This window comes from Lacibacter cauensis, from assembly GCF_007830055.1.
In the GTDB taxonomy this organism is placed as follows: Bacteria; Bacteroidota; Bacteroidia; order Chitinophagales; family Chitinophagaceae; genus Lacibacter; species Lacibacter cauensis.
This window is the reverse complement of the sequence record NZ_VLLE01000008.1, coordinates 63,846-79,887: the sequence shown is the minus strand read 5'-3', so window position 1 is coordinate 79,887 and position 16,042 is coordinate 63,846. Positions and strand designations below refer to the sequence as shown.

Here is a 16,042-nt window from a genome sequence, read left to right as displayed (position 1 = left end):
CTTATTATGGCATTTAACATTATTGCTGAGGCAACTAAAAAGTTAGACTATGACAAAATTCATAGCGTTGTTTATTCTGACAATTTGAATTTTGCGTTTGTACCAATGCCAGGACTTGGACTTTACGATGGTGATGCAATAGGTATCTGCATTCCTCTAAACAATGCTAACGAAACTACCTGGACACAACTTAAACCAATATTAAAAACATTAAAATCGGAGTTTGGTTGTGACGTTTATGATTTGTATGGTGGACAAAAATTAGGGCTTTTGAACTCTGACAGCTTTAAAAAGAATCTATTAGGAAAATGAGAGGCACTAGCGTTTACATGCAGTTTTGAGTTTGGAGAGGAGAGGGCGACGAATAAAGCCTCCTAGTAGTGCTACTATCAGCTGCGTGTACGGCTGAACGAACAAAAAGCTGTAAACGTTAGCCGCAATTATGCCGACTACGTTATAACCTGACAAGCTATGAATATTTTGTATGCCTTATTAATAATATTGATTGTTCATCCGACAGTTGGGACACTTCTATTCGCATATGTTGAGAATTTGCGAACCTCGACAAAAGTGAAAATTTCAATCATGACTTTTGGACACCCTTTATTAACAGCAATTATTATATGGTTTGCCTGCCCGATTTTTAATAAGGAAATTGCGGAGACGGCAGCTTTGTTTGTTGCTGGTACTTTATTACGCTTGCCATTTTCGCAGCGGAAATATTTTTCGACTGTTGTAAAGGAATCAGGAGCTGTAACAATTGAATACTTTTCTGAATTATTAATACGAAAGACTATTCGTTTGACGACTTCGGAAATAACTGACTTTAAGCAATTAGTAAGCCGGCACCTTATTGACAAACCATCAGAAATGACAGTAACTATAGTAAACCAAACTATGAAGTTTATACTACTAGACAAGACAACAAAAGTTAGTCTGTAATAAGCTGCGGCTTGCATGGGGGTTGCTGCTATGCTGGCTGAAGAATTAACACGGATCTCTTCTTATCGGTTGATGACTACTGCAACCGAAACAATGTCATAAAAAGAAACCGGTTGGAGAAGACTCCAACCGGTAAAACATATGAGAGTTAGAACAGTTGCAATGAGGAGTTTACTATGTGAGACTCTGAACAAACGAAACCATTAAACACTTATACTGCTATGCGAAAATTTATTTTTACCACTACATTTATACTAGCGACAATTTTTGCGGTTGCGCAAAGTACATCCGAGGTTCCTGTTCAAACCATTTCTACAGATAGTTCGGTTGTATACAGGCTCTTTACTACCAAAAACATGTATACGTTTATTAAACTGAATACACGCAATGGACAAATGTGGCAAGTGCAATGGGGTACAGAAAGCAAATACCGCTTTGAGAATACATTATCGGATATGCCCCGGGTAAAAAAAGAGCAAGAGAAGAATGGCCGCTTCTTTCTTTACCCCACAACCAACATTTATACTTTTGTATTGCTTGACCAAATAGATGGCAGAGCATGGCAGGTACAATGGGGAAAAGAAGAGGACCGTTTGGTGATTCCGATTTATTAAGTGTACCCTGTTGTTTGGTGCCCAGCTGATTAGTATGTACACAAATATTCATTTCCGTTAGGCTTGGGCTAATATAAACAGCCAGAGAGATAATTTATACAAATTCGGGGTCCACTAGGTGAGACCCCGGATGAGCAAGTTTTTACAATGAAATTTGCTGCTTAATCTTAATTTGGTGTTGTCATAGAATGCTGAGAAAAAAGGGTTATTGTTTTCGTCTTGGTTTGTTGAACCAGTATTTGAACCAGTGATTGTAGGATTTGTCAGCATTCGTATTCAGACTATTACTTCCAGATAGGTATTTTTAGATAGCTGTGATTGTGCCATTTAATTTGCAGCGGCATCCCGGCATCATTTATTGTTTCATCAATAACTTCTTTTCCGGAACCATAGTTGATTATTTCGAAAGGTTGTTTATTGGTATTGAGTAAGATTACGAGACGACTGCCCTTGCTGATACGTTTACTGATAAACCGGGTTATTTCGAATGGGATACTTTCAGTTTTGCCTGGTTGAAGAAGTTGCCGCCTGGAATTATCTTTTGAATAGCTGGCCCTGCCCAAATACCTGGTAAGGTAAAAATATTGACCATTGGGCATTTGCTCAAACAATGCCAGCGAAATATCTATATCTCTTTTATTGACGGTTAAAAACAGGTTGCCTAAAAAAGAACCATTGATTATAAATTCCTTTTGAAAAGGCGCTGTTTTAAAAACCAAGCCATTGCTGCTGTTTAACGTGTCAACTATAATTTGCGGGAAATAAAAGTTGTTTTCATTTTGTCGATTCCTGAAATCAATCGTTTGGCTGCTATATGCTTTGATTTTAGGTTTTTCAGACACCAACGTTTGGTTATTTAAATAGAAGATTAGTGTGTCGTTGCTTGTGGTTGTAAGCGCAGAGGTGTGCATCCATCTGTTTGCTCCCATGATCTGTATATTTATTTTATCCTTCAGTAAAGATGGTTTTTGTTTTCCTTTGAGGACCCAGTCAAGCCAATCGTATGCCAGGTCTCTCATGTTTACTAACGCAGCGCTGTCAATTTCATATCCCATCAGATTCTTTGCAGCCCTGCTCTGGCCTCCCCAATGATCGTACGGACCAATGACGAAGTAATGATTGGCATTTTTGTTATACCGTGTATGTAATTTGTAATATTGTAAAGCTGCAATCTGCGCACCGTCGTAGTAACCAGTAGTAGACAGCACCGGTATATTTAGTTGCGCATATTCCTTTGCTGTAGGCACCATTTTTTTCCAATATGCATCATAGGTTGGATGTTGCATCCATTTTTGAAATATCGGATTGGGTACTCCTGCCAAACTATCGAGACTCCTGAAAGAAGTACCTGCTTCAAACCATTCAAACGGTAAACTTCTACGGATTGGTTGCTTCGTATAGATATTTTGATAAGGCCAATACAAAGCAATATTATTTTGAACATTGTTTTCCATCGGCATGTCAAAGCCCGGCATGACGGCTACCTGCGGAACAATTGTTTTGAGCGCAGGATGTATGTTTTTTACAGTTGCCCATTGTGCATACCCTGTGTAGCTGCCGCCAAGCATGCCCACTGTTCCATTGCACCAGGGTTGCTTGCTGATCCAATCAATAATATCATACACATCTGTTCCTTCATTTTCGTACGGGGCATAGTTGTTATTATCTGTTCTTATGCCACGCACATATGCAACGACACCTGCATAATCCCGATCGGCTGACCGTTTTCCGAAATTGGCATCGCCGACTCCCTGATAATAGGTTGTATAAAAAAGAATTGCCGGCAGCGGATTGGTATTCGTTTTTTTGCGAACAATTATTGCTGAGATATTGATGCCGGATCTGGTAGGAATGAGTATGCTGTCTTCGATATTATATAAGCTGTCGGCTGTATTTAGTTGTTGGGCAAAGCCAGTTGTGCTTAGGCTTAAGAGTAGTACGAGTAATGAAAATAGTAGTTTCATTTTATGATGTAATTCTTTTTTAATTTAATCCGGGGGTTGATTAGTTTGATTTGGTACAACCTGTTTTGTGCTTTTCAGTGCAAATAAAATATTTTCAATATGGTATTTTCTATTCCTTGAATTATATAATTCATTTCAGGATGAAAAGTAGAAGTTACTTTCTTGCAAAAAGGAAGTTTATTTCCCAGCAGTTGATATAATATCGATTAAGCTTTTCAACAGCCTTAAAAACTTTGTTGTTGAGCAAAACAATTCATCGTTGTTGAAAATACAATTACTCTAATTTGATTGCTATTTGTCTTTCCCTGTTTTCTATGCATTACAAGGAAGTTGCCTTCTTTTTCAATATGGTTTAACTGAGATTTACTGCGAACTTTAGTATGGAACATCTGATAATCATTATATTGGTTAATTGATAGCCATTTTTTTATAACCTTTCTGCAAATTTCTCTTCCTCAGCAAACCTGCTTCTTAACTTAAGTTAAGAAATTACGTACTAAGCCGCTGGTTTTAGAGCTGTATTTTTAGTTCAATAGGGTCGTTCTGCAGCAAACTGAGTATCTGTAACTAAGAAAGCATGAGTTTGTTATATCAATTGTTTAATGCCTATCGAAAGCGGATTGATAATTTCTTATTGTTTTTTGTCAAATTCTATTCATGAACAGACATACTTTTTTACCTTGGTTAATGCATTTTGAGTGAAAGCCGACCTAACGCAATTCGAATAACTTTTTTATTTCTTCGCAGCAACGTCTCCCCAATAGATAAATCTGCTTGTTTGTACGAAGATGATGGGGGGACGTTGTGTGTAAATCATTGTAACAGGGTAATGGAACGCAATGTCCCTTTCAGGTGAAGTTGCTGGGAAGAAGTGTATAGGATAGTGTAACAGGATAATAGCACGCAACGTACTTTTCAGAAGACGTTTCTGCGAACGAAGGACTGGAAATCGAACGGCCAATTGAGTTTGACGAGCTTCCCGAAAAACTTAAAATAGAATACGCTAAACTAAAACCTGCCTACGATAAAATATTGCTGGAAAAAGTGTTTAAAGTTGTATCAAAACCCGGCTATGAGTTTTATTGTTTTCGAAACAGCAAACTGACAAAACTGGAATTTGATGAATAGCCTTGCATCTGTTAAGGATTCTGTTCGTAAGCTCAGGAACATGTTGTGACCGACCGATGTGGTTGGTATATACAAATTCAGGGTCCACAGCGTGGACCCCGGGAGGACAGAAACCATCATGTTACATTATTTTACGAAGTAGCAGTCTTCCAACTCATCGGTTCATTTGATACTGATTGAATTTGCTCTGATTGCAATAGCCTGCTTTTATCTTTTCCTTTTTACAATAATTGTGTCGTTTATAAAACCGGATGACGGAAGTACCAGTTTATTGACAAGGCTATGGTAAACGATAGTGTCAGAAAGCACTTTGCTTACATTGATGTAATAATCTCCGGCCGGTAGATCATACCTGGTTTTTTTACCAAGATTATCGGTAGGGAAGGACTCAAATACACCTAACGGGCTGTTGCTGGCTGCCAATACCTGGCTGTTGTAGAGATATACGCTGGCATTTGGTACGAAACCTCCTAAAGAATCCATAACGACCAATGTAAAGCCATTCCGGTAATTTGTTATTTTTCTGTTTAACTGAATGCTATCGTACAAGAAGCCAGTTGATGGTATGATAATTTGTTTCAATGAACGTTGAAACGTGGCTGTATCAATCGTTTTCAAAGCATTTACGTAGTAAAGACCCGGTGTTACACGCAATTTATACAGTTTGCCATCCTTGATGCTCATAAATGAATCTACGGCCCCGGCCGGGCTATTCTGGACAGCTAATGAAAGACTTTTATAGAAATATACTTTTGTACCCTGCAGGCTATTTCCACTTTCATCCGTTGTTTTGAGCACAAATCCATTTTGTAATGTTTCGTCCAGTTGTTCAACCAATACAACATTGGTTTGCCCTCTTTTTACTTCTTTCCTTGATTGATAGATATACCCTTTTGTGGAGTCGAATGTTCGCAGAATGAACTCATTTTGACCATCGGCCAGCAATGTAAAACTGAAATAGCCGTCTGCATCGGTTTTTGTACTGTATAAATAGTTGAGGCTATCGCCAGGAATTGTGAGCAGCACTTTTCTGTTAGCTATTGGTATGCCATTGCTTGATTGTGTAATTGTGTCGAGCAGAAAAAGCCGACCCCGCAGGTATTGGTTATCTGCTTCGATGCCTTTGTTGCAACTCCAGAGGACATGTAGTAACAAAGTGATAATAATTATAGCTTGCTTCATTATTTAAGTTTTGTGAGGTTATCTAAAAAGCTGATAAAGCTTGTTGGATCAATTTGCAGGGCAACGAAAGGTCCGCCATACTGGTATTTTACCCTTTCCTCCTGTATCATGTTGTTCTGAATTAAGTATGTATTATTTTTTACAATGTGAATGCCGGCGGTGAGTTTGAGACCGGGCACCAGGTCTCTGCCTGCCCCGATGTATACATTACCAAGGGGATCGGGAATGCCAATACCAACAAACAAATAATTTCTACCCAAATCTTTGTCCAACAGGCTGGTGCTTTGATTGTACAGCCCCTTGCCAAGATATACATGCATGCCAGCAATAAAACGGTACTGCCTTACATTGTTTGTTATGGTAATTCCGTTTGCATCCTGCACGGCTTTTGACTGGTTGTAACCAGATAAAGTGTAAGCAATACCCGCACTGAGTTTAAAGCGGTATCGCAGACCTACTTTGTAAGAAAACTTACCGATAATGGTGGTATCCTTGCTGTTGAAAGTAAAAACTGTAACGTCTTTCTCTGTGGGCTTTTGTACCGGAGTAGTCTCCAGTATTTTTGAAAAATAAACCGCACTCTCGTCTTTTATTGTTTCCAATTTCTCCATGCGGGGATAAGTGGAATTGCTGTAAATATTTATGACAGAAGCAAGAAGAAAACTGTCTTTTTTTAAATCCTGAATAGCGATACTTGTAATTTCATTGAAATAGCGTGTAAGCAGATTTTCATATTCTTTGATTTTGCCTGCGGCAACCTTTATGGATTCATTTGAATAAAATAACTGGTTAAAAACTGTTTCATTCAACAGACTGTAATTATACAACTCAATTTTTAATTTATTCTTGAATGGTTTGCCTTCATTGAAGTTATTATACTCAAATTGAAAAGGCGCAATGGTAAATCGCTTTACATAAACAATAGCCTTGCCGGTTTCATCGTCAATATTATTCTTGTCGTATTTAATGGAGGGGTCATAGTTAATTGCTGAATTACTTAATTTCTTTGTTCCTGAAAACAAATCAAGAATGCCTGCATAAGGGCTAAGGCTTGCATAAATTTTGGCCAGCTGCCCCAAGGTTCCCACTACAGTGTCCAGTCCTTCCTGAAAAGGAGATCTGTCATCAAACGGATTATTCTTTTCAAGCAAACCGGCTTTTTCACCCAGTGAAACATTGTGTACGGCAATAGTTTTATGCTGTTCGGTTTCAATTGCAGAAAGAATATATTTTTTACTGCTTTCAAATTTAATATCCTTGTAAGCGGAGTAATTATAAAATGCCCCTGATGCAGGGATCGTTACTTTGTTCATTAACCGTGTGGCAACCTGTAACAGCGAATCTTTGCGGTTATTGATGGCTACCAGTGTGTCGAGCCGTTCTTCCAGCACAAATGACAGCTGCGTGTTGTTTAGTTTTTTGATTGTGTTTGTGTCTAACAGATTGCGGTAGCTTATTTTGGCCGAATCGTTTGTGGTAACATCTATTGGATTTAACCGGATTTCACCACCTCTGAACCAGAACCATTGCTTGAACCAGTTTTTTTGGAACATGGTAATGTTTTGCTGAAATGCAGAACTTGCTGCGGTTATGTTTGCATGTACAGTGATTAATGAGTCATAAAATTCCTTTCTGAATGATTCCATTGTACGGTATTTCTTTAACAATCCTTCGATTTCCAGTTTCTGCTCCATTAAAGCGTACGTATTTTCAATGATGTTTTCTTTCGCCAGTTTTACTGCAGTATCGCTGGTTATTTCAGGCAATGAATAATTGTACAGATCCATTACAAAACTGTTGAACGGATTAATTTTCCAAAGTTCGAGGGTCGTGTTGTTGTCGGATAATTTTGTAACAAAGGAAGTAAGCGTATCCGATTTCAGATTTTTGTCAAATGCCTGAATAAACGTCTTATAAAGAGAATTAGTGTTTGGGAGGGCTACGCCGGTTTTCAAACTTGTTTCAATATAAGTAAGGTAGTTGAGTAAGGAACTGCTGTCCTGCTGCCATACATGTAAGTAAAAGGTATGCAGGGCTTTTTTGTACTGGTTACTTTTTACGATCCTGATGGCTTCCTGCACTTTTGGCAGTAATAGTTCACGAGCTTGTTTTTTTAGTTTGCGGTCTGTTTCCATCAGGGCAGTTATTGCAGTATCGGAGCTAGCAATGAATTCGTAGTCACAGCATTTTTTGTAATGTAGTTTTGTAATTCGTCCTTTCGAATCAAATGAATGGATAAACCCGCTGTTTGTCTGTGCGGTTATATGCGTGAAAAGAAAACATAAAAACGTGAGGAGGGGAAAGCGTTTCATGCAGTTGGTTTGTGAATTTGGTTGATAGCAATAGTTCTATACCGCAACAAAATAGAAATTGAAAATGAAAAATACCCCCGTAAAATCCCCCTTTGTTGAAATTATTTTTAATTGTATTACTATCCTTTTTCTCAGAAATGTCTCTTTGGGAGTTGTTTTGGTCTTGATTTTATCTGGTGCAGCTGGCTTCTGAATATAAGCATAAAGAGATCGGGGCAGCAGGTGAATCTTCGAAATAACTAGAATCGCTCTTTGTAAGCCAGTTACGACAACCATATTTATAATTCGCAATTTGCGATTTGCGAATTACGTAGTTAATTGATAAGTAAAGCTGTATGATAACATTTTCGATTTGGCTACTGATTCATTCCTAAAAATGTATTGACTTGAATTGATAGTAAACTGCAGAAGAACAAGTAATTCGAAGCAGGAAGCTTTCCGTTTTCATCAGAAGTAATCCATGCGCTTTTTCCTATAACAGGCGAGCCATTAATACTTTTGATGCTGTGCCTGTGAGTGGCGAAGACTATTGGCCGGCTTTATAAACTGCGGAATTTATTCAAAAGTTTATTTCACAACATGTAGTTTTAATTGTACAAAAGCTATTGAAAAGCTGTTTGCTATTGTACAGGTGATTGGTTCGTAAGCCGGAAATGAATGAGATTTTTTTTGAATTTTACAGCTTTACCAAGCCCGTTTTAACTGCATAAAGCGCAAGCGCTGTTCTTGTTTTCATTTTTAATTTTTCAAAAAGTGCATCCCGGTAACTTTCGACTGTTCTGGGACTGCAGAACATTTTTTCAGCAATTTCTTTATAGGTAAGTTCGGTACAGGCATGGGTGAGAAATTCCTGTTCTCTTGCGCTGATTGTTATATCCTGTTCTGCTTTATGCTCACCTGCAGACAGCGTCAAAACAATACGGCTAGCAGCCCACTCGGGAAAATACATGCCTTTGGTACGAAGCGTGTGTAAAGCATTTTCGAGTTCTGCTGGATGTACATTTTTGAGCAGGTATCCTTTGGCTCCGTTGCGGATCATCTTCAGTAATGATTGTTCATCGTCCTGTACACTCAGCGCCATAATGGCAACTTCCGGATGATGTGTTTTTAACCAGAAGGCAGTTTCAAATCCGTCCATGTGTGGCATGGACACATCGAGTAAAACGATGTCCGGAATATTTTGCGGTTGCTTGAATTTCTCCTGTAGTTTGAGGCCGTTCTCTACTTCGTACAGCACATGAAAATCCCGAAAACCATCTATCATGGCACTGATGGCTTTGGCAATGAGCAAATGATCATCGGCAATAACAATACTTTGTTTCATTAGCTGTGTGTTGATGTTGACAAATCAAGGATGATTGTTAAGGACGTACCTTCTCCCGGGTGGCTGTTGAGTTGCAGGCTTGCTTCGATTTGTTTTGCTCTTCTGTGCATACTTTCAAGCCCTATACCGGATGAGTGAAGATGCGGATTAAATCCTTTTCCGTTATCTGTTGCAATTATATGGATCTGTTCTAGTGTTGACAATAACTCAAACCGTATTTCACTGCAGGCCGCATGCTTGAGGCTGTTTTGAATGAATTCCTGTAAAATGCGGAACAGCGCCTGTTTGACCGTTGCAGCAAGCAGTGGAAAATTATCGGCTGCATTGATCTGCATGGTGCAGATACCGCTGCGGTTAACAAGTGATGCTTCCTGCTTAAGTAATTGTGCCAATGTACTTGTTGATTGAGCGGGATCTGAAAGTGTTTTCGATAACCGGCGTAATTCCTGTAGTGAATCATCGATCAGCAGGTTGATGGTTTCTCCGTTTTTCAGCCCTGTTGTTTGGCGGCAATACAAGGATGCAAGGGTTAGTTTCTGGCCTACATTGTCATGAATTTCCCTGCCGATTGCATGCATGGTTTCCTGTTGAATTGTAATCTGCGTGTTTAAGAGATCGAGTTGGTGTTGTTTTTCGGTCATGGCTTTTTCTTTTTCGAACAGCAGTTTTCGTTTGCGGTACTGAAACAAAAATAAAACCATACCGCTTAGGAGCACCAGCAGTAACAGTGTCATCAGGACGATGAATATGATCAGTTCTTTTTCTGGCATAGCAAAGCAATGATGAAACAGGTATACATGAGATAATTAAGAACAAGCGTAAAATAATTGTAGACTGTAAATAGATCTGTATAGTTCTTGTAAAGAAAATTGCGCAGGCCATAAAATGGAAGCGTGAGCAAATAAAACAGGAGTAGACCAAGGCTGATCCAGAACATAAAAGAACGGCTGTACTTTAGTATCTGATCGCTTTTCATCAGGGAAATAAAGTACAGCATGATCAATATCAGTAAAAGAATACCACCACTGCAATAGGAGAAAATGGTAAACCGCAAAGGCTTATCAGCAAGTTGAAAAAGATCTGTTAGTAGGATAAGCAGATACAGTATGGCAGCCAGCACCGGCCAAGGTTTCAGATTACTGTGTTTGAATGTTTGATAAAAAAACCAATAGAAAAAAAAGAACTGCAGCGGTATGCCCCAGTAACGGTAAATGGCATTGTTGACTGCAGGCAGATGCAGCTTCCACGCAATAAACTCTGCAACAACTTCCGTCAGAAACACGGCCAACAGGTACCAGGGGAAAAAACGGTAATACCGGTTGGCAAGTTTTGTGTATACTGCAAACCCGATAACAGCTGCCAGCAGTTCAACAAAATTCAGTACAAGAATGGTCCAGCTCATTTCAAATAATTACTAGTATTCTGTTGTTGGGAAAGTGCCACCATCGGGCGGGGGAGCAATGCCTCCGTGATTATCCTGGTCGGTTGTGGTACCGGCTCCGGGTGCTGACATGAACAGCATTGTTCTTGAACTGTCGAATGATCCCTGACCCGGGCATCCTCTTCTGCCGAAAGGATCGAAATCATACCACTGGTCGTTTTTTAGATAAGCGGGTGTCATAAACAAGGTGTGCTTATTGGCATATGATAACGGGAGTGTCCGCAGATCGCTGTAAGCCGATGCAGGACCTACAACAGCCGGGTATTTGGCGAAATAAAAACGGATACCGATTCTGTAAGATGTATCGCAGCCGCTTCTGCAGGTTTTCTTTTCGATGAGCCAGATGAGTTGTTTCAATTTCTGAAGCGAAAAGGTTACAGATAAGGCATCCTGCATTTTGGTTACTCTTTCTCCTTCATTGATAAAATTTTTACCGGCATCAGCAGCATAGGCTCTGGACATTTCTCGTGCCAGATCCCAGGTTATTTTTTCTTCCTCCCCAAAAGAAGTATAGGTAAGCAGTTCGTTGCAGTTTTTTAACAGACAGGAATCGCCCTGCAGAACTACAGGACGACCCGATTTTCTGTCGCAGGCAAGAAAGAGGATAATCAGCAGTAAGACGCCGTTGGAAATCATCAATAACTTTTTCATGATGTTTATTTTGATATAGAAAAATAAAATGATCGATTAAAGGTAGAGTGCCACTTAAAGAAATGCAATACGTAAAAACGATTACGATGTGTTGGATGAAACAAAGTTTTGACTATCAATGTGCGCAAAGTTGATATTCCGCTATTGAAACATATGTATTCCGTTTTTTAACGGTACCGGCGTGTCGTTGAATATGGCTGGTTTTTCGGTTGAAGCAAGATTGATACCACCTGCCGCCTTGGATAGTTTTGTGTTGTTATTGCAATGACACAGGGTAAGCCGAAAACCTGTAACAGAGTAGGTCTACAAATTAAAAACATCGTTATGAAAAAGAACATGCTTATACTTATTGCCGGCTTGTTATCATGCCTGGGTACCATTGCACAAATGAAAACCAGTGTTACACTGGAGTACTATAAAAAATGTATGGAATACTGTAAATCCCTGACCAATTCTGCGGAAAGAGAAATTTGTATGCGTGGATGTGCCAACCTGGGAAATGCTGTTACAACCGTGAATATCCGAACGCTGGAAAGGGCCGCCAGTTTTGTAACCAGTTTATCGAACCGTAAATGGAGGGAAGGTGAAAATGAATTTTCAAGTGACAGCAAAAAAGGGCTTCGTTATTTCGCCGTTGTTGACGGAGGCCGCATTGTTGATTATGTTGTTAGAAATAAAGCAGGTACCCTCATCCCTTCAAAAGTTGTTTCCATTGGAAAAGAAACCAAACGCTGTTTCATTTGGGTGAATGGTGAACTTGTGGAAGTCAGATGTCCTGACGTTATCATTATTGTTCACGAAAAAGTGCGTCAGTAGCTTCTTATTTATTTGCTGGCCGGCCTTATTTTTTACAACAACAATACGATGGTTGGATTTTGCTTGTAATGACGGTTTGTAAGACCAGCGGTGCAACTATTTTTTATCCTTAAATATTTATGGTATGCAAAATAAAATCAGCTACTATGTAAGAATCTTCATATTGGATCATGAATACATCGTTGCCAACGAAACAAAGACCATTGAAAACAGGGGACTCTTTTCCCTGGATAACGCAAGAACGTCTCACTCTTTATTTTTTGTGGGTAAATGCGGAGGTGAGATCCGTGTAGAATTATCTGTATTGATAAAACAACTTGCAAATGGTGATATTCATGTATCGGGTAAAGCCTTGCTCTTCGAAGGAACTTCTGAGAACACAGGCGATCTTGATGGACAATCTTCTTTTACGAAAGACATCCGTGCGAATACAACTGATCGGATTTCTTTCCGTGTTAGAAATACAGATGAAGGTGATGATTACACTGATATTTTTATGGAATTCAGTAATACCAAACTGAATGACCAGGATTGTACAGCCAATATCAAAGCGAAAGCAATGGTATTGGGAAGTGGGTTTACAGGTAATGCATTATCGAATATCAACAGCCCGCTTCCTGTTCGAAACGGCGTAAAGGTTGATTTCCAGAATTGTGATATCTATTGTTCTCCTTCAACCGGTACACATGAAGTACATGGAGACATTAGAGCAAAATATGATGCCAAGCGTGGTCCGGACAGTGATTTGTTGTTACCTGTTACGGATGAAACTGCGACTCCGGATACAATAGGCAGGTATAATCATTTTTCCGGTAATGGAAGTATTTACTGGCATCCCCACACAGGACCAATGGAAGTAAGGGGAGGCATCAGAAGCAGCTGGGCAAGACAGGGCTGGGAGAGAAGTGTGTATGGTTACCCGACCAGTGATGAAATGAAAATCAATGATCAACCGGCTCAGTGGTACAGTGATTTTCAGAATGGTGTTATTTTCTGGCAGGATAATGCCGAAGTGCAGCCACGTATGGCATCCATTAACGGCAGCCAGGTTCGTAAAGCATTTGAAAATTTTTTCCGTGAGCATGCGGCAGACCCCAAATTAAAAATTGACAGTGTAAACATTGTTGGCGTAGGCCCTACACGCTATGATTTCTGGAGAAGTAAAAACCGCATCATCACTTTTCAAATTACCGGTGAATATGCCGTTGACTGGATTCCGGATCCGGATTATACGATAACGTTACACCTGGAATTTTTTGCCGACCCGCTACCAAACGGAAGAACCGTTTCGAAGATCTATGTGCGTAAGATCAGTCATAGCATATCCACGTATAATTTCGCAGGACTAGGCACAAGCGAGTTGGCACAGGGGTTGCACGCAAAGCTGGAAGAAGTTTTCAGAGCGCCTATTGATCTTACAGCCGGTCAAAACATTCCGGAAAATGCAGGTTTGCTGAGTTTTAAAGTGATGGCAGACGGTGGATTCAGTTTTTATTTCCGTCCTGATTTCGCTGGTGGATTTGCTGCTGCGGTAGTGCAGGCGATGTTGAATAACATGGCATCCTGATGCGGAAAGAAAAACAAAAATATGCGCCGGATGCATTGAAATGAAAACGGCCGGTAGCGTTGCTGTCGGCCGTTTTTAATTGGCTGTTATATGGAAATTAAAATCGTTCATCGGTTTCATCCATCCGTTTGATGACCTGTTTGGTTAACTGTTCGAGGAACTGTGTGCGGCTGCCTTTGCGGATGCGGATTTCCTGGAAGGTGCGGTAGTAATTTCCCAACTCTACATTAAAGACTTCCTGCAGATAGGTAGCAATCAGTTTTACATCGGCCGCACCATTATTAAATACTCCTGTACTCTGTAAGGCGTAGAGCATCTCAATGAGTGCTGTTTTCGAACCTGTCCAGGTTAAGACCGGTTTTGCAGTAAAGGGATTGGTTGTTTCGTTTTGCCGGGTAACATCTTCAATTGCTTTATTCAGATAAATGCGTAATAATTCGTTGGCTATTAGTTTTGCCACTTTGTAATCATGGCTTGTACTGAAGGAAGGATCGGTATTAAAATATTGCGGGTCAAGCGTGAGATAAAGATCCTGTGTACCCCGCAGGAAATACTTTTCATCTAAGTGTGTTGCACCTGTACGGTAGTATTGGTAAAACTCAAGATTGTTATCAAAGAAATGTGTCAATCGCTGCATTTCTTTGCGCAGAAATTTTTCCTCTGCCTTTTGCCCGCCATTGGGCCGCCTTGTTTCAATGTTGAACACCTTCAGATAGTAAATGAGCTTACTATAGAAGCGGGGTTTTATTTCTTTGAAGAAATGAATTTCTTCCGCTGCGGATTCAAATGTATAGCTGCTGATATAGGTGCGTAGCTGCTCCATAGCGGCTTTGGTGGTGTGAATACATTTTTCTGCCCGGTAAAGAATATTTTCCTCTTCCTGCTCAATTAATTCCACTTGCTCTTGCATTGTACTGAAGAGCTTGTTTAAAAATGGCGGCATAGTCACTTTTTTTCTGCTGGTTGTCATACTGCAAGGTTTTATTGATTGACAGTTTGAAAAGAACAGCGGCATAGGGGGCTTTACTAACTGATTCTGGTTACTTATAAATAGCCAATAAGAAGAACAAGGATAATACCTTTTTTAGAAAAGTTGTTTTGCAATCGGTATTTAGGATTTTGCAATCGGTATTATTAAAGTAAATTGAAGGCTCATTTTAATGAATGGAATATGTACCTAGACGAGACTAGAGAAATACTGAAAACATTCAACAGTGTTATTCTTAAATTGAATGGTGTATTTAAAATAAGCGAATTCTGTATCCCCGAAACAAGAAAAGGGATGTTTTTTGTTCGCTACTTAGCCCGGGAATTTTTAATTGATCGGGAAGGAAGGATTTGTGATTACAAAACACTTCGAGATCAAAAAATAAGGAAGTGGGAGCAGTATGAATACAGAGAAAATGGAGATTTGAATTTGATAAAAGAGTATTTCAAAGATCGTGTAAGAAGAGTAGATGAATGGAAATGTGGAAATAATACTATAGTGATCGATAAGATTATTTCAGAAAAGGACAAAGATGGAAATATAGTCGAATCAACTTTTTACGGAAACGGAGGGTTGAAAACACGGAAAGTGAAAAACGAAAATGGTTTACTTATTGAAGAAAAAGAATATAAAAGCCAGAAAGTTGTGGCAGATAGCGTGTTTGACGAAGAAGGAAGGGTCGCTACAATACAAAAGTTTGACACCAAAGGAAATCAAACAACAAAGAGGACCTTCGAATACGATGAAAGGGGGAACATGATACGCTATACATACCGAGGAAAGAATGGAATAGTTACAACTGACCGAAAATTATCATATGATATCTACAACAACCTTATTGACGATGTCGATATTGCTAAAGATATTTATAACCTGCTGCCTGCGGTAGATTTAGACAGGCTGGCGAATGAAAAGTCAAAGGAAAGTTATCGCCATAAGTACTATTACGATTGTAATCAACTGTTATTTGAACATCAGATTTATCTGGCAGGGCAGTTTGGTGTTGCATATGAATATGAGTATGAATTTTTGGATAGCTTTTATCATGAGAAATATCTAAAGTGCTAAGCTAAGTATGCCATCCGATTTTTGATTATAGATTTGGTGCTATCT

Annotated in this window: 14 protein-coding genes; 6 read left to right on the top strand and 8 right to left on the bottom strand. The window is 39.4% G+C overall.

Going from position 1 to position 16,042, the window contains the following annotated elements:
• Positions 1-6: 6 nt before the first annotated feature.
• From IQ13_RS20785 to IQ13_RS20775, 3 genes are all read left to right on the top strand, one after another.
• Positions 7-312, top strand: coding sequence for a hypothetical protein (locus IQ13_RS20785; RefSeq protein ID WP_144888674.1), 306 nt, complete (start codon positions 7-9; stop codon positions 310-312).
• A 159-nt stretch (positions 313-471) separates the two neighbouring features.
• Positions 472-942, top strand: coding sequence for a hypothetical protein (locus tag IQ13_RS20780; protein ID WP_144888673.1), 471 nt, complete (start codon positions 472-474; stop codon positions 940-942).
• A gap of 221 nt (positions 943-1,163) precedes the next feature.
• Positions 1,164-1,556: a hypothetical protein gene (locus IQ13_RS20775; RefSeq protein WP_144888672.1), complete on the top strand. Its 393-nt coding sequence runs from the start codon at positions 1,164-1,166 to the stop codon at positions 1,554-1,556.
• Between the two features lie 284 nt (positions 1,557-1,840).
• Here IQ13_RS20775 and IQ13_RS20770 read toward each other — a convergent pair whose 3' ends face one another.
• The 7 genes from IQ13_RS20770 to IQ13_RS20740 form a co-directional block, all read right to left on the bottom strand.
• A complete protein-coding gene (locus IQ13_RS20770; RefSeq protein WP_144888671.1) occupies positions 1,841-3,520 on the bottom strand; it encodes a CocE/NonD family hydrolase in 1,680 nt (559 codons plus the stop codon).
• Between the two features lie 1,335 nt (positions 3,521-4,855).
• Positions 4,856-5,830 carry an MSCRAMM family protein gene (locus tag IQ13_RS20765; protein ID WP_144888670.1) on the bottom strand — a complete coding sequence of 325 codons (975 nt, stop codon included), beginning with the start codon at positions 5,828-5,830 and terminating at the stop codon, positions 4,856-4,858.
• A complete protein-coding gene (locus tag IQ13_RS20760; protein WP_144888669.1) occupies positions 5,830-7,965 on the bottom strand; it encodes a hypothetical protein in 2,136 nt (711 codons plus the stop codon). The genes IQ13_RS20765 and IQ13_RS20760 overlap by 1 nt, the downstream gene beginning before the upstream one ends.
• Positions 7,966-8,818: 853 nt before the next feature.
• Positions 8,819-9,466, bottom strand: coding sequence for a response regulator (locus IQ13_RS20755; RefSeq protein ID WP_144888668.1), 648 nt, complete (start codon positions 9,464-9,466; stop codon positions 8,819-8,821).
• The gene (locus IQ13_RS20750; protein ID WP_158637455.1) at positions 9,466-10,200 is read right to left on the bottom strand and encodes a sensor histidine kinase; all 735 of its coding nucleotides are present in this window, start codon (positions 10,198-10,200) and stop codon (positions 9,466-9,468) included. The genes IQ13_RS20755 and IQ13_RS20750 overlap by 1 nt, the downstream gene beginning before the upstream one ends.
• 17 nt (positions 10,201-10,217) lie before the next feature.
• Positions 10,218-10,868, bottom strand: a complete 651-nt coding sequence (locus IQ13_RS20745) for a hypothetical protein (RefSeq protein WP_144888666.1) — start codon at positions 10,866-10,868, stop codon at positions 10,218-10,220.
• Between the two features lie 12 nt (positions 10,869-10,880).
• Positions 10,881-11,558 (bottom strand): hypothetical protein, encoded by a 678-nt coding sequence (locus tag IQ13_RS20740; RefSeq protein WP_144888665.1) that lies wholly within the window; start codon positions 11,556-11,558, stop codon positions 10,881-10,883.
• Positions 11,559-11,882: 324 nt separating this feature from the next.
• Between IQ13_RS20740 and IQ13_RS20735 the strand changes: the two genes are divergently transcribed.
• Together IQ13_RS20735 and IQ13_RS20730 are read left to right on the top strand one after the other, a co-directional pair.
• Entirely contained in the window at positions 11,883-12,374 is a 492-nt protein-coding gene (locus IQ13_RS20735) for a hypothetical protein (RefSeq protein WP_144888664.1), read from the top strand.
• 124 nt (positions 12,375-12,498) lie between these two features.
• Positions 12,499-13,941: an LGFP repeat-containing protein gene (locus IQ13_RS20730; protein ID WP_144888663.1), complete on the top strand. Its 1,443-nt coding sequence runs from the start codon at positions 12,499-12,501 to the stop codon at positions 13,939-13,941.
• 97 nt (positions 13,942-14,038) lie between these two features.
• Here the strand turns inward: IQ13_RS20730 and IQ13_RS20725 are convergent, their stop codons facing one another.
• Positions 14,039-14,911 (bottom strand): RteC domain-containing protein, encoded by an 873-nt coding sequence (locus tag IQ13_RS20725; RefSeq protein WP_158637454.1) that lies wholly within the window; start codon positions 14,909-14,911, stop codon positions 14,039-14,041.
• A gap of 201 nt (positions 14,912-15,112) precedes the next feature.
• Here IQ13_RS20725 and IQ13_RS20720 point away from each other — a divergent pair, with 201 nt between their 5' ends.
• The gene (locus IQ13_RS20720) at positions 15,113-15,997 is read left to right on the top strand and encodes a hypothetical protein (RefSeq protein ID WP_144888661.1); all 885 of its coding nucleotides are present in this window, start codon (positions 15,113-15,115) and stop codon (positions 15,995-15,997) included.
• Positions 15,998-16,042: the final 45 nt, after the last annotated feature.